The organism is Mycobacterium sp. E3198 (assembly GCF_001667015.1).
GTDB lineage: Bacteria > Actinomycetota > Actinomycetes > Mycobacteriales > Mycobacteriaceae > Mycobacterium.
The window spans coordinates 1-20,110 of record NZ_LZIS01000115.1 but is presented as its reverse complement, the minus strand read 5'-3'; the positions used below and the strand labels follow the sequence as shown (position 1 = coordinate 20,110).

Here is a 20,110-nt window from a genome sequence, read left to right as displayed (position 1 = left end):
CCAGCGTCCATTCGTCGAGTGGGCGGGTCGCGAAGATCGCGTCCAACTCGGCGATGAGCTGCACCGCATGGGCGGCGGCGGCGGGCGCGGCGGGTGGATACACGGTCTGGGTGGGGCTGGCGGGCAAGGGGGGGCCGGCAGCGGTTGGAGTCCGCCAAGCGTGTCCCTCACCGTCGGTTCGAGCTTCACGCTCCTCAACAACACCCCCGGAAGCGCTACCGTCTTCTTCCTTCCCGGTATCGGCTCCGATATCAATTCCATCAGTCCAGCGGGTACGACCATGGCTACCGGCGGCACGGCCCAAGTGGCGGTCACCTTCACGGGCGGCGGTACCAGCGGCGTCGTCTTGTTCGGATCCACAGCCCCTCTTACCGGGGCCGTGGGGCGGGTCGGCCTCCCCGGGCCCAACGGGTTCCTGTAGCGCTCAAACCGGTTCGACGCGATTAAGGTGCCAGTCATGGCGGGTCCGGTGGAAGGCATCAAGGTCGTCGAGCTCGGGGTCTGGGTCGCCGGGCCGGCCACGGGCGGGATCCTGGCCGACTGGGGCGCGGACGTGATCAAGATCGAACCGCCGACCGGTGACCCGGGCCGCCTGTTCGGCCGGATGCTGGGCTGTGACCTCGGGGTCAACCCGCCATTCGAAATGGACAACCGGTCCAAGCGCAGCGTCGTCTTGGATCTCACCACCGACGAGGGCCGCGACACCGCCCTCGAATTGCTCAGCGACGCCGACGTTTTCGTGACCAATGTGCGCCCCGGCGCGCTGCAGCGCCTCGGGCTGGACTTCGAGTCGGCGTCGGCCCGCAACCCGCGCCTGGTCTACGGCCTGATCACCGGGTACGGCGAGACCGGGCCCGACGCCGACCGCGCCGCCTACGACGTGGCGGCGTTCTGGTCGCGGGCCGGGGTGGCCCACCTGCTCACCCGGCCCGGCGACACGCCCCCGTTCCAGCGGGGCGGCATGGGCGACCACTCGGCCGGGATGACCCTGGCCGCGGCGGTGTGCGCGGCGCTGCTCGCCCGCGAACGCACCGGAGCCGGCCAATTGGTGACCACCTCGCTGTACCGCCAGGGCGCCTACACGGTCAGCTTCGACCTCAACACCTACCTGCTGACCGGCCAGCCGATCGCGATCGGTCAACGCGAAACGATGGGCAACCCCTGCATGAACAACTACGCCGCCGGCGACGGGCGACGGTTCTGGATCGTCGGTCTGGAGGCCGAGCGGCACTGGCCCCCGCTGTGCCGCGCCGTGGGCCGGCCCGAATGGTGCGACGACCCCCGCTTCGCCGACGCCCGGTCCCGCGCCGCCGAGACCGCCGTTGCCGATCAACCCCGCGGCTCCGCCGGCGCCGCCGGCCACGCCCAGGCTGTCCGATTGCGAAAAGCCGTTGCCGCCATTGCCGAACAAGAACCCACCCGCCCCGCCGTTCGGGTTGGTTGCCGTCCCGTTGGCACCGTCACCGATCAACGGGCGCCCAAACAACATATTGGTGGGCGCATTGATCACCGCCAGAACGTCTTGCTCCACGGTCTGCAATTGCGAGGCGTTGACCGCCTCGGCGGACGCATACGCGCCGCCCGCTCCGTTCAGCGCCTGCACGAACTGGGCATGAAACGTCGCGGCCTGGCCGCTGAGCGCCTGATAGGCCCGCGCGTGGCCGGAGAACACCGACGTGATGGCCGCCGATATCTCGTCGTCGGCGGCAGGCACGATGGCGCTGATCGGGGCCGTCGCCGCCGCATTCGCCGCGACCAGGTCCGAGCCGATCGTGGACAGATTCGTTGCCGCCCGCGCCAGGAACTCCGGAGCCGCCGCCAGATACGACATCGCTACCTCCCACCGAGCGCTTGGCACGTCGGCGAATGGGACGTGTCGGATGCACGTGAAGAACGTTTAGGCTACGCGCATTCCCACCCGATAACCCTCTTTAGCCGAATCGCGCATCTCCCGCTTTGCACGACGCGGAGCAGTTATGAAAAGCGCAACCGGCGGTCCCTTGTCTTCGCCGGCCAGAGAGCTTGCCGATCACGGCGAGAGCAGTTCCCAGTCCTTGATGTCGGCGACGGGGCCGAACAGACCGGCGGGGATGTCCCCGGCGAGCGCGTGACCCGCGCGAACCAGCTGCGGCCAGTTGCGGTTGGCCAACGCAGGTTTTGCCAGGGTGACGACGTCGCCGATCCCGGATTCGATGACGGCGGCCGCATCGCGGGGATCGTCGAGGTGTCCGTTGACGAGGACGGGCAGGCCGCTGTGCTGTTTGGCCAACTCGGCCAACGTCTTCGGGCCGGCATCGAAAGCCGGTGCCAGCGCCCGGTACTCGGTCGTGTGGATGTAGTCGATGCCCGCGTCGGCCAACGCTCCGAAGATGACCGCGGCGTCCTGTTCACCGCCGGCCCAGCGGTGCCGATAGTCGGAGACTTTCCCTTGGGAGATGCGGATTCCGGTGGTGATCTCCGATCCCACCGCGGCCGCGACGTCGCGGCTGATCTCGGCGGCCAGGCGAACGCGGTTGGCGACGCTTCCGCCGTACTCGTCGGTGCGACTGTTCAAGTAGTCGGTGAGGAACTCGTCGAGCAGATACCCGTTGGCCCCGTGGAGTTCGACACCGTCGAAGCCGGCATCGCGGGCCAGGCGCGCGGCCCGCACAAAGGCCCGCCGCACCTCGCGAACCTGCTCGGCCGACATCGCTTCGGGCATCGCGTACGGGCCCGATCCGCGATACATGGCGGCTTGTGCACCCTTCGGGCGCACGGCCGACGGGCCCACGGTCGCGGACGTGTGAACGTTCCCCTGCGATTGGCTGCCCGCGTGCATCAACTGGGCAAAGATTTTCGCGCCGGCCGCGTGCACCCGCTCGATCACGGGCTGCCAGGCCTTGGCCTGAGCGGGAGTGGCGATGCCGGGCTGGAACAAATAACCCTGGCTGGCCTGCTCGTCCATGTAGATGCCTTCGGTGATGAGCAGGCCGAATCCACCGTCGGCGTACACGCCGTAGTACGAAACCATCCGCTCGGTGGCCAGGCCCTCGGCGGTGGCGCTGACGCGGGTCATCGGCGCCAGGGCGACGCGGTTCTTCAGGTCCGTACGCCCGATCGTGGCCGGAAGGAACAGGGGCTCATGCGGCGGCCTGCCCTCGGCAGTGATCCGGGCGTCTGATTCCTGGTTCGTCACGGCCGACACAACAGTGCGCCCTCCGGAAATGTTCCGAGCGGACCGACCGTCCGCTGTTCGGGCCTGGTCCGCGCGCAGGTGGGACTCGTCGAGCGGGCGCCGCCCCCGTGCGCCCGGACTGACACTCCCTAAGTAGGGACCTAAGTCCCTACCCCCGGGGGGTATCGAGCACGACGATGGGAACAGCGGGGACTACACGATGGGAACGGAGAGTCCGATGAAATCTCAAACACGGACGGCACTTGCGGTGTTTGGCGGCGCAGCCACGCTCGCTGCGGTCGGCTTCGGTATCGGAGGCGGCCAGTCGGTGAGTGGCGCGACTCCGACGACGTCGCCGGGGCCTGCCCCGTCGTCGGTGGTGGCACCAGCGGTCTCCCAAGCACCGAATGGAGGCTGCATTTCCGGCTTGAACTGCGGCCCCGTCACTCCCAAACCACATCCGCGTCCCTGACCGCCGACCGTCTGCCCTCGCGGGCGCGGCTCGTCGCGGACAGTAGGCGCGTTGGATGCGAGATGTGTTGCTACACACCATGAACGCTTCGCGGTGCCGCACTGTCTGCGGATGTGAAAGAGGACAGCAGCATGACTGGTGGAAAGCGACACTTCGGTGTCGTGGTCGGTGTCGATGGGTCAGCTCCGTCCGATGCGGCGGTGCGATGGGCTGCCGGTGAGGCGGTATTGCGAAAACGGCGGCTCACTCTGGTGAACGCGATCGCCGCACCGGCCCTGCCGTGGCCCGCGGCCCCGGCGCCTGCCAAGGTGCGCCGACGCGAGGAACTCGATTCGCGGACCATGGTCGATCGTGCGGTCAGCATCGCCGAAGACACCAGCAAGGCCAACCGGGTCGAAATCGAAACCCGATCCCTGCATTCCGCACCGGCGCCCACCTTGGTCGATATGTCCAAAGACGCCGATATGGTGGTGGTCGGCGCTCGCGGGCTGCGTGCGGCGCGCGGTGTGTCGCTGGGGTCGGTCAGCACTGGGCTGATCCATCACGCCTATTGCCCCGTCGCCGTTATCCACCACGACTCTTCCGCGCAGCCACGTGCCGCGCATGATTCAGTGCTGGTGGGCATCGATGGCTCACGCGCGTCGGAGCTGGCGACGGCGATCGCATTCGAAGAAGCCTCACTGCGGGGCGCAAGCTTGGTCGCGCTGCACGCCTGGCGCGACGCCGACATGGCCCACCTACCGAGCATGGAAGAGGGGGCGCTGAAATCGGCGGCAGAGGAAACCCTGGCTGAGCGGTTGGCCGGATGGCGGGAAAGCTACCCGGACGTCAACATCGCCCGCATCGTCGAATATGACCGGCCGGCTTCTCACCTTCTCGAGCGCTCCGAGTTGGCCCAGCTTGTTGTGGTCGGGAGTCGTGGCCGTGGCGGGTTCGCCGGAATGCTGCTCGGATCGGTCAGCACCGCAGTCGCGCAGGCGGCTCGCACGCCCGTGATCGTTGCCCGCAGCCAATAGCCCGACACCTCTCCCGGGCAGCAAATACGAGCACCTCTAGCGCGGCCACATCGGCGACGGCGACGCGCTTGACTCACAACGCCACCGCCCGGGAATTGATCCTGACGAAGCCGGGCCGCCTGTGGATAACGGGCCGCGCAGCTGGAAGGGTGATCGATATGAGCCTGGTAGCCGGACGCGGTCCGCTCAGCAGCGATCCGGCCGGGCGGTTCGCTCCCCAGATACCCGCCGGCGTGGTCTACGTCGAGCCGCATCCGCGGCGGGTTCAGGCGCTGCTCGGCGGCCGCCTGGTGATCGACACCGAGCGGGCGTTGCTGGTGCACCGGCAGGGCCGCCCGCTGAGCTATGTCTTCCCGGCCGGGGAGGTGGGCGACTTACCCGCCGAACCCGAGCCGGAAGCGGCGGGCTTCGTCCACGTGCCCTGGGACGCCGTCGACACCTGGCTGGAGGAGGGCCGCGAACTCGTCCACTACCCGCCGAATCCGTATCACCGGGTCGACTGCCGGCCGACCAAGCGCCGGCTCCGCGTCTCGGTCGGCCGCACCGTCATGGTCGACACCAACGACACGCTGATCCTGTTCGAAACCGCGCTCGAACCCCTGCTTTACGTCGACCCTGAACACGTGCGCACCGATCTGCTGCGGCGATCGGAGACGTCGAGCTACTGCAACTACAAAGGCTTTGCGACGTACTGGTCGGTTGTCCTCGACGACCGTGTCATTGACGACGTCGCGTGGAGCTACGATGATCCGTATCCGGAAAGCTTGCCCGTCAAGGGGTTCCTGAGCTTCGACGCCGCCCGCGCGGATGTGACCGCCCAACTGCCGCTCGCTTGAGCCGCGAAAGTGCAACCGGCAACGCGTTTCCCGAGTGCCGCCGTCGGCAGTTGCACTCGCGCGGCGAATCAGGAGTAATTAGGACGCCCGAGCCCCAGCGCGTGCTGCGCGATCATGTTGCGGAACACCTCGAGGGTCCCGCCGTAGATCCCGAGGGGTAAAGCCAGGCGGTAAAGGTGTTCTGCCGCACCGTCGCTCGCGGCGCCCCGAGCGCCGGCGGGCAGCGCCGACGCGGCCCCCAGGATGTCCATCAGGTCTCCGGTGATGTCGCGCATCGTCTGCGCGACCGCCACCCGCCCGAACATCCCGGGCGTGGACAGCGCCGCCTCCATGCGCGCGACGGCGCGCCCGAGCCGGTAGCGCACCGATTCGTCGCCGACGTCCGCGACGAGCGCCGCGACGGTGTCCACCACCTCTGCCATGATGTCGCCGTGGGCGGCCATCGCCGCAACGTACTGCAGGCCATGGTCTACCCGGTCCACGATGCCGTGCTCGGAGTCCAGCGCCGCACGCATCACCGTCCAGCCGCCGTTCACCTCGCCGATGCGGTGGAGGTCGTCGACGCGCACGTCGCTGTAATAGACGATGTTGGTGCGATCGCCGTCCAGGGTGCGGATCGGCTGGATCTCGATGCCCGGTGTGTCCAGCGGGACCAGAAACATGGTCAGGTTCTTGTGTTTCGGGCCCTGCGGGTCGGTGTTGGTCAGCAAAAAGACGTACCGGGCGTTCTGCGCGTTCGACGTGAACATTTTGGAGCCGTTAATAATCCAGCTAGATCCATCCGCCTCCCGCACCGCCCGGGTCTTGCAGGTGGCGACGTCGGAGCCGCCTTCGGGCTCGGTGTACCCCAGGCACAGCCGGATCTCGCCGGACAGCACCCCCGGCAGCACCCGGCCGGCGAGCTCCGGCGCGCCGAATTGCTGCACCAGCCGCGCGACGACGGACGTGGTGCCCCAGTGGTACCACGGCGTGTGGGCCCGGGCGATCTCGAGCTGGAAGATGCGCCGCTGAACCGGGCTGAACCCGCCGCCGGCCTCCGATTTCCAATCCGAGGCCAGATAGCCGGCCTCACCCAGCGCCAAATGCACGTGTTCGTCGAAGTTTTCGCCGAATTCGAGCTGGCGGGCCAGCACCTCGTCGGTGACGTGTTTGGCAATGAAGGCCCGGGTCTCGTCAAGAAATTCCCGGTCCGTCACGGAGAGTTCGACGTGCGAGAAGTCCATCAGATCGCGTCAACCACTTGAGTCCGGAACCGGTCGAGGGTCTCCAGCGCATGCGCAATGCTGTCGCCGGGCAGATGAACACTCACCCACGTCACGCCCACGGCCGCAAGCTTTTCCAGCCCGTCGAGGTATGCGTCCGCGTTGAACTCGTCGGACGCGGGGCTGCCGCCCTCGAAGTTGGTGAAGGTGACGTCGATCGCGGACCAGTCGCGGCCCGCCGCGTCGCAGCGCCGCCGCAGATCGTCGATGCTCTCGGTGAGGCGCTGCACCGAGTCGATCACCGCGGTCCCCGCGGTCTGGGCCAGCTGTGGCGGAGCGGGAAACGGGCACCAGCCGTCGCCGTGCTGCGCGACGCGCTGGCGCGCGGTCGTGGTGTTGCCGCCGATCCAGATCGGCGGGCAGCTGCCCGGCCGTGGGTGCGCCGTGATGCCCCGGGCGGTGAAATGCTTTCCCTCGAAGGTGATGTCGTCGCCGGTCCAGATCTCCCGGATCACTTGCAGCGCCTCGTCGAAGAGCTCCGCGCGCTCGTCGTAGTTCACGCCCAGCGCCGCGAATTCGCGCTTGAGGTACCCCACGCCGACGGCGAGCGTGAAGCGGCCCTCCGACAGCAGGTCCAGCGATGCACCGGACTTGGCCACCACGAACGGGTTTCGATACGGCAGCACCACGATGTTGGGGATCAGCCGCAGCGTCGCCGTCCTGGCGGCTGCATATCCCAGTGCGACAAAGGGATCCAACGCGTCGTGTCCGCCGGCCTCCAGCCAGCGCTGCGACGGCGCCGGGTGGTCGGTGAACCCGAACCCGTGAATCCCGGCCGCCTCGGTGGCCGCCGCCACCGTGGCGATGCCTTCCCCACTGACCAACTCCGGGTTGTACGGATGGCTGTGCATCGGGTGGGTGATGGTGAAGCGCATGGAGGCGACCGGACGTTAGAACCGGGCGCGGGAATCGATCGCGGTGTCGCTGGTGCGCAGCGGACGGATCAGCGCCTCCTGGGCGAACGAGCACAGCAGCTCGCCCTCCTCGGAATGCACGGTGCCGCGCACGTACGACATTCCGGCGCCGACCTGGGTGCTCTCGTGGCTGTAGAGCAGCCAACCCTGCCAGCGCACCGGTTCGTGGAACGCGACGGAGATGCTCATCGGCGCGGTGGACACCGTCAGGTGCGCCTGGGCGGTGCCGATGCCCGGGTGCGCGCGCATGGTCGTCGAAATCCCCAGGTGGCCGGTGAAGTACGCCAGCAGCGCCTTGGCCAGATCGTCGCGTTCCGGGATCGGCTCGTAGCGCAACCACGCGTACAGCTCCGGTGGCCCGACCTCGTCGGGGCTGTTCACGTCGACGACGTCGACAAGGCGCAGTTCGCGTCCGACCATCGGCATCGGCGAGTGGTGGGCGTCCGCGGGCGCGGCCACGTCGGGCCGCGGCAGGTGGTGGCGAATGACGTCGTCGGTGGGCACGTCGGTCAGCACGGTGATGCTCAGGCAGCGGCGGCCGTTCTGATGCACGGCGACCACGGCGGTCGCGGTGGAGCGGCCCTCGGACACCACGTCGAGCACCAATTCGATCGGCGGCCCGACGGTGACCGCGCGGGAGAACACCGCGTGCGCCGAGCGCACGGACTTGTCCGGAAATCGCTTGGCGACCGCCACGATCGCCTGGGCGAGCACCTGGGTGCCCTCCACCACCTGGCGTTCGTCGCCGACGGCGATACCGGTGTTGCCGGTGAACCGATCCTGCCCGTCGGCCTGCACGTCGAAGAGATCCAGCAGGCCCTGCACCGTCCAGTCGGTCTGCTCGGATTCCTCGGAGGCTTTAGTCAAGTCCGCTCCATCTCTTGCGCCAGCAGCTCACGGCTCAGCGTGACACTTTGAGTAGGATTTGTAAAGCTTGGCTAACAGACACAGGGAGGCAACGCAATTGGGCATCGTGACGAGCACCTCGGAGACCGCCTTTGCCCATCCCGCCGAGGCGGTGTACGACTTCGTGACCAATCCGGCGAATTGGACGAAGACCTACCCCGGCAGCGCGCACGTCGGCAAGCTCCCCGAGCTCCCGCTCCAGGTCGGTGACACCTGGGAGGAGGCGGGCCCGGACGGCGAGCGGATCTTCAGTTGGCAGCTGGCCATCGCCGACCGGCCCTCGTTGTTCGTCTTCAATTCGGTCGGCCGCCTCGGCCACGACCGCGACGGGAAGGGCGGGCTCGAGGGCCGGATCACCGTCAGCTACCGGTTCACCAGGCCGGGCCGCGACGTCACCCTGTTCTCCCGGACCATGACGATCGAGGCGCACAAGCACGCCCCGCTGCCCGATCAACTCTTCCAGCAGGCCAACCCGGCGCGCATCGACGCCTATCACGCGGCCGTGGCGCGCGAACTGGGCGAGATTGACACCGGCGCACGTCCTGCATGACACTTTCCCGATGTTTTGTAAAGGCGTGCCCGGATGATTCCCGAGCCCCTGGCCAACGGCTTCTGCTTCGGCGAAGGCCCGCGCTGGTTCGAGGGTCTGCTGTGGTTCTCCGACATGCTCGGCGAGGCCGTCCACACCGCGGACCTGCGCGGCTCGCTCACCACGTTGCCCCTGCCCGGCCGCTCGCCGTCCGGCCTGGGGTTCCGCCCCGACGGCTCGCTGCTGATCGCGTCGACCGAAGACCGGCAGGTGCTGCGCTACGACGGCGAAACGGTCGTCCCCATCGCCGATCTCGCCCATCTGACGCCGGCCAATCTCGGTGACATGGTCGTCGACGACGCCGGGCGGGCCTACCTCGGATGCCAGGCGTTCTCCGGCGGCGCGATCATCCGGCTCGATCCCGACGACACCGCCACCGTCGTCGCAGAGGACCTGAATTTTCCCAACGGCATGGTGATCACCCCCGACCGAAAGACGCTGATCGTTGCCGAGTCGACCGCCCGCCGCCTGACCGCCTTCACCATCGACGCGAACGGCGAACTCGGCGACCGCCGGGTCTTCGCCGACGGCCTCGACGGGCCGCCCGACGGGATCGCGCTCGACGCCGAGGGCGGGGTGTGGGCGTCGATGACGCTGGCCCACCAGTTCGAGCGGATCACCGAGGGAGGCGTGGTGACCGACCGCATCGACATGGGCGAGCGGGTGGCCATCGCGTGCGCGCTCGGCGGCCCCTCGCGCCGCACGCTGTTCTTGCTGTCCAGCACCGACGCGTATCCCCAGCGCCTGATCGGCACCAAGCTGTCCCGGCTGGACGCCGTGACGGTCGACACGCCCGGCGCGGGCCTACCCTGACACACCGAAAGGTGGATGAGTGACGGATTCCTATTACGAGCTGATCGACGACACCGACCCACTGGGCGAAAAGTTCCGGGCCACCGACCTGGCGCGCGGCACCTGGTCGGCGGCGATCCAGCACGGCGGCCCCGTGTCGGCGCTGCTGGTCCGGGCGCTGGAACGGTGCGAGCAGCGCGACGACACCCGGCTGTCCCGGGTCGTCATCGACCTGCTGGGCGGGGTGCCGGCCGAGGGCGACCTGTGGGTGAGCTCCCAGGTCCAGCGCGGCGGCAAGCAGATCGAATTGGTGGGCGCCGAAATGCTCGCGCCGGGTCCCGACGGCGAACCGCGGCCGGTGGCCCGCGCCAGCGCGTGGCGGTTGCAGCAGCAGGACACCCGGGCGGTTGCCCACGCCGCGGCGCCGCTGCCGGGACCGCGATCCGATGCCCGCAACCGCAACCTCAAGGCGAGGGACTGGGACCGCAACTACGTGCACAGCCTCGAGTGGCTCTGGCTGACCGAACCGCTCAGCGCGGGTCCGGGCGAATCCTGGATCAACCCGACCGTGGACCTCGTCAAGGGGGAGACCATGACCCCGCTGGAGCGGCTGTTCGCGGTGGCCGACTGCGCCAACGGCATCGGCAGCAAGCTGGACATCACCAAGTGGACCTTTCTCAACACCGATCTCGCCGTGCACGTGTTCCGGGTCCCCGACGGCCACTGGATCGGCATTCGCGCGGAGACCAGTTACGGACCGGACGGGATCGGGACGACCGTCGGCACCCTGTTCGACGAGCGCGGCGCCGTCGGCGCCATCCAGCAGTCCGTGCTGGTGCGCGCGCGACCCGGCCGGGAAACGAAAAAACCGTGACACGTTGTCGATACTTCGTAAAGTTTCCCTTATGAGCCAACCGGCCCAAGCGGCAGAGATCGACACCTCGACGCGCCAGCGCATCCTTGACGCCACCGCCGAAGTACTCGGCCGCAACGGCCAGACCAAGCTCAGCCTGTCCGAGGTGGCCGCCCAGGCGGGGGTGTCACGCCCCACGCTCTACCGGTGGTTCGCGTCCAAAGAGGAACTGCTGTCGGCGTTTTCGCAATACGAACGGCAGGCCTTCGAGAGCGGCTTGGTCAGGGCCACCGCCGGACTGAAGGGCGTCGACAAGCTCGATGCCGTGCTGCGCTTCATCGTCGAATTCCAGCATTCCTACTCGGGTGTGCGCATGGTCGACGTCGAACCCGAACACACCGTCGCCCAGTTCGGTCGCGTCATCCCGGAGATGCGGGCGGGCCTGCAACGGCATCTCTCCGGACCCAACGCCGCGGTGAAGGCCGCGACCGTCATCAGGATCGCGATCTCGCACTACATCGTCCGCAGCGACGATGCCGACCAGTTCCTGGAGCAACTGCGCCACGCCGTGGGGATCAAAGGCGGCAGCTAGATCCCCCGCGAGCCCCCATCCCCCGCGAGCGTGCGTGTTGGTACGGCGACACGCCGTATTACGCGTACAACTGCGCACCCTCGCGGACAAAGGGACTAGTTGAGCCGGACCCCGACCTTGACCCGGCCCTTCTCGTCGCGGCTGGCGATCGCGTGTCCGGTGCGGTCGGCGCCGTCGAAGTTGAGCAGCGTGATCGGCCCGCCCTCGCCGAGGAAGTTTCGCCACCACGTCTTGCTGTCGGGCGACATGACGTTGATGACGATGCCGTCACCGGAGCGGCGGTACCCGACCGGGGTCTGGATCGTCTTACCCGAACGCCTGCCGACATAGCGAATCTTGATCAACCCGCGTCGCACCAGCGGCCCGACGATGGGCGCATCGATCATGCCGCCAAAGAAATTGTTGACGACTCCGGCAATGGGGGTGTCGAAGATTCCAGACGCCATGAATGCCAGCGTATGTCAGTCGAACAGCACCGCGGCGTTGAGATAGCCGGTCGGGTCCAACGCTGCCTTGACGGCCCGCATCGCGGCGATGTCGGCGGCCTCCCGCGACATGCCCAGGTACGGTCGCTTGCGGCTGCCGACGCCGTGCTCGGAGCTGACGTTGCCGCCGCACCGCGCGATGAGGTCCATCATCGGCTGATACAAGTCCCGCTCCCGCTCGACCGGGCAGCGCAGCACGTTGAGGTGCAGGTTGCCCTCGCCGATGTGGCCGAACAGCACGGGCAGCGCCTCGGGGGCGTAGGTGCCGACCAAATCGGCCGCCGCCCTGGCGAATTCGGCTACGGCCGACAGCGGCAACGACACGTCGAACTTCAGCGGCGGACCGTACACACCGAGCACGTCGGCGAGGGCTTCCCGTACGCGCCACAACCGTTGCTGCGCAGCGACATCCACACCGACCGCAGGTTCGCCGCACAGCCGCACGCCGTCCAGCAGGTCAGCGAGGCGATCGGTCTGGTCGTGGTCGGCGGCCAGCTCCACCAACAGCAGCCAGTCGCCGGCGACCGGCGCGCCGACCCCCAGATGTTCGGCGGTCAGCGCCGCGGCCCGCCCGTCGATCAGCTCCAGCGCCGCGATCCCGTCGACGTCCCGAAAACGGCGGCCGGCCTCGACCAGCGCCTCGAGGTCGGCGAACCCGCAGACCGCGGTCACCCGATGCGACGGCGTGGGGTGCAACCGCAGGTCCAGCGCGGTGATCACGCCGAGGGTGCCCTCGGCGCCCACGAACAGCGCCGGCAGGTCATAGCCGGTGTTGTCGCTGCGCACCTGGCTGTGACGGCGCAGCAGCGAACCGTCCGGCAGCGCCACCTGCAGGCCGACCACCTGCTCGCCCATGTTGCCGTAGCGGACCGTCCGCAGGCCGCCGGCGTTCGTCGAGGCCATGCCGCCGACGGTAGCGGTGTCGCGGGCGGCCAGGTCCACACCGAACACCAAACCCGCTGCGGTGGCGGCACTTTGAACGGCGGCCAGCGCGGCGCCGGCGCCGGCCGAAACGCGGCGCTCGACCGTGTCGACCTCGCCGACGGCGCACAGCCGTTCGGTGGACAGCAGCACGTCGTCGTGCTCGGGGACGGTGCCGGCCACCAGCGAGGTGCGGCCGCCCTGCACCGTCACATGCGCCCCGGCGTCGCGGCACGCCCGCAGCACCGCGGCGACCTCCTCGGCGGACCCCGGCCGCACCAGCGCGCTGGCCCGCCCGCGATAGCGGCCGGTGTGGTCGACGCTGCGCCCGGCCAGCACGTCGGCATCGGTGATGACGTGGTTGGAACCGACGATCCCTGTCAGGTCCCCGAGGCTGCCCGGCATGCTCGCGGTTATAGCACCGCGGCGACTACAGCCAAAACAGCGACAGGTCTTCAGCGCCGGACGCCACGGCCGGACGCACCCCGACCCGCAGCATTCGGCGCAATTCGGCCGACTCGACGGTGCGCAGGAAGTTCGACCAGGACGCCACCTCGGGGTGCCGCTGGCGAAGGGCTCGACGCTGGCGCTCGGTCATGCCGCCCCACACGCCGAATTCCACATTGTTGTCCAACGCTTCCGCCGCGCACTCCCGCATGACCGGGCAATGCCGGCAGAACGCCGCTGCCTTGCGCTGGGCGGCGCCGGTGACGAAGAGGCCGTCGCCATCGGTGGCGGTGCACAAGGCTTTCGACACCCACCGGGCCGGGTCGTCCGCGTCCACGCTGCGGACCACCCCGTGCACGCCGGTACCGTACGGCCGCCGGCCGGCGAGGGTTGACACTGACATGCGCTGATCCCTTCTTCCGGCCCGAGGACTCCCCGCAGGTCAATGCATAATTCCCCGCGATGACGCGGCTTAAACACGCGTCAAATAGGAGAGGGGGCCGGGAAGGTTCAGAACTGCTTGTGCGGCACGTCGGTGACCAGTCCGCCGTCCATGACGAACTCGCTGCCGGTCGTGTAGGACGACTCGTCGCTCGCGAGGAACAGCACGAACGTCGAGACCTCCTGCGACTCACCGGGGCGGCCCAACGGGACGGTGACCATGTCCTCGGGCAGCTTCGCGGTCATCGGGGTGCGGATGAAGCCGGGGTGTATCGAGTTGACCCGGATGTTGACGGGCGCCAGCTCCAGCGCCGCCGACTTTGCCAGGCCGCGCACCGCCCACTTCGACGCGACGTACGGGTGCACCGCGGGCGCGCCACGCAATCCCTCGATCGACGACACGTTGATGATCGAGCCGCCACCGGCCTCCGTCATCGGATCGACGGCCACGCGCATGCCCAGGAAGGTTCCGGTCAAGTTGACGTCAATCACCTTCTGCCACTTGCCCAGATCGAAATTCCTCAGCTGCCCCAGCGCCACGATGCCCGCGTTGTTGACCAACACGTTGAGCTTGCCGAATTCGCCGGTCGCCGTCGCCACCGCGGCGTCCCACTGGTCGGGCTGGGTGACGTCGAGGTGGACGTAGCGCGCCGCGTCGCCGAGCTCGTCGGCCAGCGCCTTGCCCTCGTCGTCGAGGATGTCGCCGATCACCACCTTGGCGCCCTCCGCCACGAGCATCCGCGCGTGCGAGGCACCCATCCCCCGGGCGCCGCCGCTGATCAGCGCAACTTTGCCGTCTACCCGTCCCATTCACAGTCCTTTCGGTTACGTGACTACCAGGTTGTTCGGTGCGTACAGGCCTTTGCCGGTGACCAGCGGAAGGTCGAGCGTGGTGCGGATCCCGGGCGGGGCCGCGATCACCGACGGGATGGCGTTGACGATGCGACCGGCCGCGCCGACGATCGCGGCGTGGTTATGGTCACCCTTGCGGCTGCTCGGGACGACATCGACGGCGTAGGACGGTTCCCCGGTGATCTCGACGCGATAGGAGCCGCCGCCGGAGGCCGGCTGCGGCCAGTCGGGCCGCAGGTCGGGGCGCAACCGCGTGATGTGTTCGACGACGATGGCCGGGCGGCCCCCGGACATGCCCCGGATCTCGAACTGCAGCGCGGCCATGGTGCCCTTGCCGACGGGACCGACCGCGATCTCGAAGTCCTCGGGCGCCGGTTCGCGCTGGCAGGAGTCGGTGATCTCGTCGATCTCGATGCCCAGGCCGGCCGCCAGCTGGCGGATCGCCGTCCCCCACGCGATGCTGAGCACCCCCGGCTGCAGCAGCATCGGCATCTCGTCCAGCGGCCTGCCGAACCCCATGTAGTGCATGACCTCGGCGCCGTCGTAGGTGGCGTAATCGGCGATCTCCATGCATCGCACCTGCTCGATGCTCTGGCAGGTTCCGGCCAGCGCGAACGGGATCAGGTCATTGATGAAGCCGGGATCCACCCCGGTGATGAACACACTCGAATTTCCTTGCTGCGCAGCGTCTTCGACGCGAGCGATGTACTTGTCGGGCATCACGCCCCACGGGTATTGCAGCAGGCCCGGCGAGGACCCGACGACGTTGATCCCGGCGGCCAGGATGCGCATCACGTCGGCCATCGCGTCGGGCAGGCGGGTGTCGCCCATCGCGCAGTAGACGACGCACTCCGGCCTGGTAGCGAGAATCGCGTCGAGGTCTGAAACGGCGGCGACGCCCGTCACGGTCGGGGCGTCGAGGCCGACGCCGCACAGTTCCCGGGCGTCCCTGCCGACCTTCTCCGGCGTGGAGACGCAGACGCCCGTCAGCTCGAACTGCGGGTTGGTGATCAATTCGGCCAGGGCCAGCCCCCCGACATTTCCGGTACCGACGTGCGCGACGCGGATGGCCATCGGAGTCTCCGTCCCTCGAACGCTCGAAACGTTTCTAGACAGTAGTCCACTACTTCTCAGCCGCCTACCGGACCCGACACCGCACCGGGCAGAATTGAACCGCTGTGACACAACGCGAGGACGTCCAATTCCCCTCCGGCGACGACCGGATCAGCGCATGGCTCTACCGGCCCGCGGGCAATGATCCGGCGCCGCTGCTGGTGATGGCGCACGGCCTGGGTGCGGTGCGCACCATGCGGCTGGACGCCTATGCGGAACGATTCAGCGCCGCCGGCTACGCCTGTCTGGTGTTCGACTACCGCAATTTCGGCGACAGCGGCGGCACACCGCGCCAACTGCTCGACATCAAGATGCAGCTCGCGGACTGGGCGGCGGCCATCGCTTACGGGCGCACCCTCGAGGGCATCGACCACGATCGAATCGGCTTGTGGGGCACCTCGTTTGGCGGCGGGCACGTGATCGCGACGGCGGCGCGGGTGCCGGGCATCAAGGCCGTCGTGGCCCAGTGCCCGTTCACCGACGGGGTCGCGTCCGCGCGCACCCTCAACCCGGTGATCTTCGCGCGCATCGGCGTCCTGGCGGCGCGCGACCTCGTCGCGGCATCGTTCGGCCGGCCACCGGTGCTGGTGGCCGCGGCGGGCAAGCCCGGGCAGGTCGCCTTGATGAACGCACCCGACGTGTACCCCGGCTACATGCGGCTGGTTCCGGAGGGTCAATCGGTGCCGAACGAGGTCGCCGCTCGGTTCGCGTTGAAGGTCATCGCATACCGGCCGGGGCGGGCCGCCGCGAAGGTCGGCTGCCCGATCCTGTTCTGCGTGTGCGAAGCCGACTCGGTGGCTCCCGCGCTCCCCACCCTGCGCTACGCGGCCAAGGCTCCGCGCGGCGAGGTCAGGATGTATCCCGAGGGCCACTTCGCGATCTATGTCGGCGACGCGTTCGAGCGCGTGGTGCAAGACCAGCTGGCTTTCCTCGACAGGCATGTGAAAAGCGCGCGGATGTAGCCCGAGCAAACTTGCGCAAAACGCCAGATTTCCTCGCGGGGCGGCTCTAGTCTCGGTCAGTACCTAATACCCACGGTCGCGGGTAAGCCCGGTTGACCGGGCGGGTTCCCAGTCTGTGGGGAAGGACGGGGAGATGTCGCAGCTAATCAGCACGCCCGAGGCGCTGGCCGCCACGGCCGCCGACGTGCAAAACATCGGGTCGGCGATCAGCGCCGCCCGCGCCGGCGCGGCGGGACAGACCACCGGTGTGCTGGCCGCGGCCGAGGACGAGGTGTCGGCGGCCATCGCGCATCTGTTCGGCGCCTACGGCCAGCAATACCAAGCGACCCTGTCCCAAGCCGCCACGTTCCACACCGAATTCACCCGGGCGCTCGCGGCCGCGGCGAGCGCCTACGCGCAAGCCGAATCCGGCAACGCGGCGCTGGTCGCGGGGATCTCCAACGAGATCACCGCGCCGCTGCGGGGACTGCTGGGCCCGACGGCGCTCACCGGTGGCGCGTCGACGGGCCCCAGCGTGCTGGCGTCGCTGGTCACTTCGCCCTCCGGGGACCCGCTCTATGCGCTGATCATGGGCGGCACCAACAACCCGGAGCCGGACCCCTTCTACGTCAACAGCGTGTACAACGCCTACATCAAGCCGGCTTTCGGCCCCGCGATCGTCCAGGGCTTGTTCACGCCCGAGCAATTCTGGCCGGTGACGCCGAACCTCGGCAGCATGACGTTCGGCCAGTCCGTCGCCAAGGGCGTCACGCTGCTGAACAACGCGATCAATTCGACGCTGTTCAACCTGCCGAACAACCACGCCGTCGTCTTCGGCTACTCGCAGAGCGCCACGATCGCGACCAACGAGATCAACGCGCTCATGGCGGCGGGCTCGCCCTATCAGGGCCAGCTGAATTTCGTGCTGATCGGCAATCCCAACAACCCCGTCGGCGGGATCCTCGAACGCTTCCCCGGCTTCTACATCCCGTTCCTGGACGTCGCGTTCAACGGCGCGACCCCGCCGAGCTCCCCTTACCCGACGTCGATCTACACGCTCCAATACGACGGCATCGCCGATCTGCCCCAGTACCCGCTCAACCTGGTCTCCGACCTCAACGCCTTCATGGGCTACTTCTTTGTCCATGGGAGCTACCCCGACCTGTCGGCCACCTCGGTCGGCACCGCCGTGCAGCTGCCGACCTCGCCCGACTACACCGGCAGCACAAAGTACTACATGCTCATGTCCCAGAACCTGCCGCTGCTCGAGCCGATCCGCGCCATCCCCTACGCCGGTCCGCCGATCGCCGACATCTTCCAGCCGGACCTGCGGGTGCTCGTCGACCTCGGCTACGCGGACTACGGACCCGGCGCCAACTACGCGAACATCCCGACCCCGGCCGGACTGTTCGACATCCCGAATCCCTTCACGGTCATCCCCGACCTCGCCCTGGGCGCCGTGCAGGGTCCCTACGGCGCCGCGGTCGAAATCGGGGTGGAAGCGGGGCTGGTGTCGCCGTCGTACTTCCCGAACACCTATCCGTGGGTTCCGTCGATCAATCCCGGCCTGAACATCTCCTTCGGCCAGTCGAGCACGACGCTGTTGTCGATCCTGAGCGGCGCGGCCGGCGACGTGCTGCACCTCATTCCGCCGCCGAACTTTGGTTGACGCCCGCTAACCCGGGCCCAGCGGGCAACTGTTGCGGATCGATTCGTCGCGGATCAGTCCCCGCAGCAGCGCGGTGCTGAACTCGGCGGCGATCTCCTTGGCGGTGCGCCGCCCGCTGGGCCGCAGCCATCGGTAGCTGCCCAGCGTCATCCCGATGTAGCCCAACGCCACCACATGCGTGTCGCACTCGAAGAACTCCCCGCTCGCGATGCCGCGGCCGATGAGCCCGTGCACGTGCTCGTAGACCTGGGACTCCTTCTCGCGGACCTCGGCGACCTGCTCGCTGGTGAACCATTCGGTGATGTAGGGCTGCTCCTGGAAGTAGACGGCGGCCCGCTCCGGGTTGGCCGCGATCCCGGTGAGCAGGCGGACGGTGTACTGATAGAGCGCCTCGCGGGCCGTCCACGACGGATCGTCGTGCACAGCGGCCAGGGTGCCTTCCGCCGCCTGGCGGTAGATGTCGAACAGGATCAGCGACTTGCTGGCGTAGTAGTGGTAGACGGTGGCCTTGTTCAGCCCGATCACATCGGCGACGTCGTCCATCCGGGTCCCGTGATAGCCGCGCGCGGCGAACAGCTTGGTGGCGACGGCCAGCAACTCCTCGCGGCGGGTCAGCCCGTTCTCGGATGGCATTCGTACTCTCTATCGTCGCTACCGCGGGCTCGGGTGGAGTCCGGCTAAGGCAAAGTATCAATCAACTGGTTGGACAGTTTAAGGCCATCGGCGCCTGTCGCACCGGCGCCTCTGCGACTACGATGGTGTGTCGAACTGGTCGCGCGTCGAGAGGTGGGGAACATGGATCCGAGTCCGGACTATGACATGAGCGACGAGATCGAGTTCTTCTTCAGGTACGTGCCGTGGGGTCTGCGCGGCGTCGTCGACGGCAACGGATACCCGCCGCCGGCCTACCCGCCCGTCTAGACCGTCACCGCTAGAGCGCTTTGAGTTCCTCGGCGACCTCGGTCACCGACTTCTTCGCATCCCCGAACAACATCGTCGTTCCCTCGCCGTAGAACAGCGGGTTGTCGATGCCCGCGAAGCCCGAATTCATCGACCGCTTCAGCACGATCACCGATTTCGCCTTGTCCACGTTCAGGATCGGCATGCCGTAGATCGGGCTGGATGCATCGTTGCGGGCCGCCGGGTTGGTGACGTCGTTGGCGCCGATGACGATCGCGACATCGGTGCGCGCGAACTCATCGTTGATGTCGTCCATGTCTTTCATGGCGTCGTAGTCCACCTCGGCCTCGGCCAACAACACGTTCATGTGCCCGGGCATGCGGCCCGCGACCGGGTGGATCGCGTATTTCACCGGCACGCCCTTGTCCTCCAGCAGCGACGCCATGTCCTTGACCGCATGCTGGGCCTGCGCGACGGCCAGGCCGTACCCCGGAACCACGATCACCTGGTTGGCGTAGGCCATCTGGATCGCCGCGTCGGCGGCCGACGTCGACTTGACGTGTTTGTCGCCGCCGCCGTCGCCACTGGGCGCCACGCCGCCACCGCCGAATCCGCCCGCGACGATCGCCGGGATCGAGCGGTTCATCGCCTTGGCCATCAGGTTGGTCAGGATCGAACCGGAAGCGCCGACGATCATGCCCGCCACGATCATCGCGGTGTTGTTCAGCGCCAGACCGGCCGCGGCGGGGTGTCGCTGTGGTGGATGGTCGGCCTGCTGGCCGCCGCGGGTGTGCTCGGCCTGATGGTGGTGCTGCCCATCGGCGGCGCCGACATGCCGGTGGTCATCTCGCTGCTGAACGCGATGACCGGGCTGTCGGCCGCCGCGGCCGGTCTGGCGCTGAACAACACCGCGATGATCGTGGCGGGCATGATCGTCGGCGCTTCCGGTGCGATC

General features: G+C 68.2%; 19 protein-coding genes and 4 pseudogenes. 11 read left to right on the top strand and 12 right to left on the bottom strand.

Translation table 11 applies throughout. From position 1 onward, the window contains the following. Positions 1-457: 457 nt before the first annotated feature. Positions 458-1,318 (top strand): annotated as a pseudogene (locus A5673_RS28385) (CaiB/BaiF CoA transferase family protein); the annotation flags it as partial. A 21-nt stretch (positions 1,319-1,339) separates the two neighbouring features. Here A5673_RS28385 and A5673_RS28380 read toward each other — a convergent pair. Together A5673_RS28380 and A5673_RS13155 are read right to left on the bottom strand one after the other, a co-directional pair. Then, a pseudogene (locus tag A5673_RS28380) lies at positions 1,340-1,831 on the bottom strand (PE family protein); the annotation flags it as partial. Between the two features lie 198 nt (positions 1,832-2,029). Further along, positions 2,030-3,175: an NADH:flavin oxidoreductase gene (locus A5673_RS13155; RefSeq protein ID WP_231971060.1), complete on the bottom strand. Its 1,146-nt coding sequence runs from the start codon at positions 3,173-3,175 to the stop codon at positions 2,030-2,032. Between the two features lie 582 nt (positions 3,176-3,757). Here A5673_RS13155 and A5673_RS13150 point away from each other — a divergent pair. Both A5673_RS13150 and A5673_RS13145 read left to right on the top strand, forming a co-directional pair. Beyond that, positions 3,758-4,642: a universal stress protein gene (locus tag A5673_RS13150; RefSeq protein ID WP_068232533.1), complete on the top strand. Its 885-nt coding sequence runs from the start codon at positions 3,758-3,760 to the stop codon at positions 4,640-4,642. A gap of 158 nt (positions 4,643-4,800) precedes the next feature. Further along, positions 4,801-5,478 carry a DUF427 domain-containing protein gene (locus tag A5673_RS13145; RefSeq protein ID WP_068232521.1) on the top strand — a complete coding sequence of 226 codons (678 nt, stop codon included), beginning with the start codon at positions 4,801-4,803 and terminating at the stop codon, positions 5,476-5,478. Positions 5,479-5,546: 68 nt separating this feature from the next. Here the strand turns inward: A5673_RS13145 and A5673_RS13140 are convergent, their stop codons facing one another. Genes A5673_RS13140 through A5673_RS13130 form a run of 3 tightly spaced genes read right to left on the bottom strand, consistent with a single transcriptional unit; the run spans position 5,547 to position 8,521 of the window. Continuing rightward, positions 5,547-6,701, bottom strand: a complete 1,155-nt coding sequence (locus tag A5673_RS13140; protein WP_068232519.1) for an acyl-CoA dehydrogenase family protein — start codon at positions 6,699-6,701, stop codon at positions 5,547-5,549. Continuing rightward, positions 6,701-7,615 carry an LLM class F420-dependent oxidoreductase gene (locus tag A5673_RS13135; protein ID WP_068232516.1) on the bottom strand — a complete coding sequence of 305 codons (915 nt, stop codon included), beginning with the start codon at positions 7,613-7,615 and terminating at the stop codon, positions 6,701-6,703. The genes A5673_RS13140 and A5673_RS13135 overlap by 1 nt, the downstream gene beginning before the upstream one ends. 15 nt (positions 7,616-7,630) lie before the next feature. Further along, the gene (locus A5673_RS13130; RefSeq protein WP_068232513.1) at positions 7,631-8,521 is read right to left on the bottom strand and encodes an acyl-CoA thioesterase II; all 891 of its coding nucleotides are present in this window, start codon (positions 8,519-8,521) and stop codon (positions 7,631-7,633) included. A 97-nt stretch (positions 8,522-8,618) separates the two neighbouring features. Between A5673_RS13130 and A5673_RS13125 the strand changes: the two genes are divergently transcribed. From A5673_RS13125 to A5673_RS13110, 4 genes are read left to right on the top strand one after another with little or no spacing between them, the layout of a single operon-like run. Further along, on the top strand, positions 8,619-9,110 hold the full coding sequence (locus tag A5673_RS13125; RefSeq protein WP_068232510.1) for an SRPBCC family protein: 492 nt from the start codon (positions 8,619-8,621) through the stop codon (positions 9,108-9,110). A 33-nt stretch (positions 9,111-9,143) separates the two neighbouring features. Further along, positions 9,144-9,962: an SMP-30/gluconolactonase/LRE family protein gene (locus tag A5673_RS13120; RefSeq protein WP_068232507.1), complete on the top strand. Its 819-nt coding sequence runs from the start codon at positions 9,144-9,146 to the stop codon at positions 9,960-9,962. A gap of 19 nt (positions 9,963-9,981) precedes the next feature. Next, on the top strand, positions 9,982-10,815 hold the full coding sequence (locus A5673_RS13115; RefSeq protein WP_068232504.1) for a thioesterase family protein: 834 nt from the start codon (positions 9,982-9,984) through the stop codon (positions 10,813-10,815). Positions 10,816-10,846: 31 nt separating this feature from the next. Next, positions 10,847-11,386, top strand: coding sequence for a TetR/AcrR family transcriptional regulator (locus A5673_RS13110; protein WP_068232501.1), 540 nt, complete (start codon positions 10,847-10,849; stop codon positions 11,384-11,386). A gap of 95 nt (positions 11,387-11,481) precedes the next feature. On the opposite strand, the gene A5673_RS13105 is transcribed toward A5673_RS13110, so the two are convergent. The 5 genes from A5673_RS13105 to A5673_RS13085 all read right to left on the bottom strand — a co-directional run bounded on the left by A5673_RS13105 (position 11,482) and on the right by A5673_RS13085 (position 15,606). Then, complete coding sequence (locus A5673_RS13105; protein ID WP_068232498.1) at positions 11,482-11,832, bottom strand: hypothetical protein; 351 nt, start codon at positions 11,830-11,832, stop codon at positions 11,482-11,484. A 15-nt stretch (positions 11,833-11,847) separates the two neighbouring features. Then, on the bottom strand, positions 11,848-13,197 hold the full coding sequence (locus A5673_RS13100; protein ID WP_068232495.1) for an FAD-binding oxidoreductase: 1,350 nt from the start codon (positions 13,195-13,197) through the stop codon (positions 11,848-11,850). Positions 13,198-13,222: 25 nt separating this feature from the next. Continuing rightward, positions 13,223-13,642, bottom strand: a complete 420-nt coding sequence (locus tag A5673_RS13095) for a WhiB family transcriptional regulator (RefSeq protein ID WP_082958703.1) — start codon at positions 13,640-13,642, stop codon at positions 13,223-13,225. A 107-nt stretch (positions 13,643-13,749) separates the two neighbouring features. Next, the gene (locus A5673_RS13090; protein WP_068232492.1) at positions 13,750-14,490 is read right to left on the bottom strand and encodes a glucose 1-dehydrogenase; all 741 of its coding nucleotides are present in this window, start codon (positions 14,488-14,490) and stop codon (positions 13,750-13,752) included. A 15-nt stretch (positions 14,491-14,505) separates the two neighbouring features. Further along, complete coding sequence (locus A5673_RS13085; protein ID WP_068232490.1) at positions 14,506-15,606, bottom strand: diacylglycerol kinase; 1,101 nt, start codon at positions 15,604-15,606, stop codon at positions 14,506-14,508. A gap of 104 nt (positions 15,607-15,710) precedes the next feature. On the opposite strand from A5673_RS13085, the gene A5673_RS13080 reads away from it, so the two are divergent. Together A5673_RS13080 and A5673_RS13075 are read left to right on the top strand one after the other, a co-directional pair. Next, positions 15,711-16,607 (top strand): alpha/beta hydrolase, encoded by an 897-nt coding sequence (locus tag A5673_RS13080; protein ID WP_068232487.1) that lies wholly within the window; start codon positions 15,711-15,713, stop codon positions 16,605-16,607. Positions 16,608-16,740: 133 nt separating this feature from the next. Then, positions 16,741-18,255, top strand: coding sequence for a PE-PPE domain-containing protein (locus tag A5673_RS13075; protein WP_068232530.1), 1,515 nt, complete (start codon positions 16,741-16,743; stop codon positions 18,253-18,255). Positions 18,256-18,261: 6 nt separating this feature from the next. Here A5673_RS13075 and A5673_RS13070 read toward each other — a convergent pair whose 3' ends face one another. Next, positions 18,262-18,888 (bottom strand): TetR/AcrR family transcriptional regulator, encoded by a 627-nt coding sequence (locus A5673_RS13070; protein WP_068232484.1) that lies wholly within the window; start codon positions 18,886-18,888, stop codon positions 18,262-18,264. Between the two features lie 162 nt (positions 18,889-19,050). Between A5673_RS13070 and A5673_RS29100 the strand changes: the two genes are divergently transcribed. Beyond that, complete coding sequence (locus A5673_RS29100; RefSeq protein WP_156349705.1) at positions 19,051-19,176, top strand: hypothetical protein; 126 nt, start codon at positions 19,051-19,053, stop codon at positions 19,174-19,176. Between the two features lie 10 nt (positions 19,177-19,186). On the opposite strand, the pseudogene A5673_RS13065 reads toward A5673_RS29100, so the two are convergent. Then, a pseudogene (locus A5673_RS13065) lies at positions 19,187-19,900 on the bottom strand (NAD(P)(+) transhydrogenase (Re/Si-specific) subunit beta); the annotation flags it as partial. Here A5673_RS13065 and A5673_RS13060 point away from each other — a divergent pair. Further along, positions 19,892-20,110: pseudogene (locus A5673_RS13060) on the top strand (NAD(P)(+) transhydrogenase (Re/Si-specific) subunit beta); the annotation flags it as partial. The pseudogenes A5673_RS13065 and A5673_RS13060 sit on opposite strands and share 9 nt — an antisense overlap.

Excerpts from the sequence above, each read along its gene's own strand:
- A5673_RS13150 (WP_068232533.1), top strand. The coding sequence starts at position 3,758 with ATGACTGGTGGAAAGCGACACTTCGGTGTCGTGGTCGGTGTCGATGGG.
- A5673_RS13145 (WP_068232521.1), top strand. The coding sequence starts at position 4,801 with ATGAGCCTGGTAGCCGGACGCGGTCCGCTCAGCAGCGATCCGGCCGGG.
- A5673_RS13140 (WP_068232519.1), bottom strand. The coding sequence starts at position 6,701 with ATGGACTTCTCGCACGTCGAACTCTCCGTGACGGACCGGGAATTTCTT.
- A5673_RS13135 (WP_068232516.1), bottom strand. The coding sequence starts at position 7,615 with ATGCGCTTCACCATCACCCACCCGATGCACAGCCATCCGTACAACCCG.
- A5673_RS13120 (WP_068232507.1), top strand. The coding sequence starts at position 9,144 with ATGATTCCCGAGCCCCTGGCCAACGGCTTCTGCTTCGGCGAAGGCCCG.
- A5673_RS13110 (WP_068232501.1), top strand. The coding sequence starts at position 10,847 with ATGAGCCAACCGGCCCAAGCGGCAGAGATCGACACCTCGACGCGCCAG.
- A5673_RS13105 (WP_068232498.1), bottom strand. The coding sequence starts at position 11,832 with ATGGCGTCTGGAATCTTCGACACCCCCATTGCCGGAGTCGTCAACAAT.
- A5673_RS13100 (WP_068232495.1), bottom strand. The coding sequence starts at position 13,197 with ATGCCGGGCAGCCTCGGGGACCTGACAGGGATCGTCGGTTCCAACCAC.
- A5673_RS13095 (WP_082958703.1), bottom strand. The coding sequence starts at position 13,642 with ATGTCAGTGTCAACCCTCGCCGGCCGGCGGCCGTACGGTACCGGCGTG.
- A5673_RS13090 (WP_068232492.1), bottom strand. The coding sequence starts at position 14,490 with ATGGGACGGGTAGACGGCAAAGTTGCGCTGATCAGCGGCGGCGCCCGG.
- A5673_RS13085 (WP_068232490.1), bottom strand. The coding sequence starts at position 15,606 with ATGGCCATCCGCGTCGCGCACGTCGGTACCGGAAATGTCGGGGGGCTG.
- A5673_RS13075 (WP_068232530.1), top strand. The coding sequence starts at position 16,741 with ATGTCGCAGCTAATCAGCACGCCCGAGGCGCTGGCCGCCACGGCCGCC.
- A5673_RS13070 (WP_068232484.1), bottom strand. The coding sequence starts at position 18,888 with ATGCCATCCGAGAACGGGCTGACCCGCCGCGAGGAGTTGCTGGCCGTC.
- A5673_RS29100 (WP_156349705.1), top strand. The coding sequence starts at position 19,051 with ATGGATCCGAGTCCGGACTATGACATGAGCGACGAGATCGAGTTCTTC.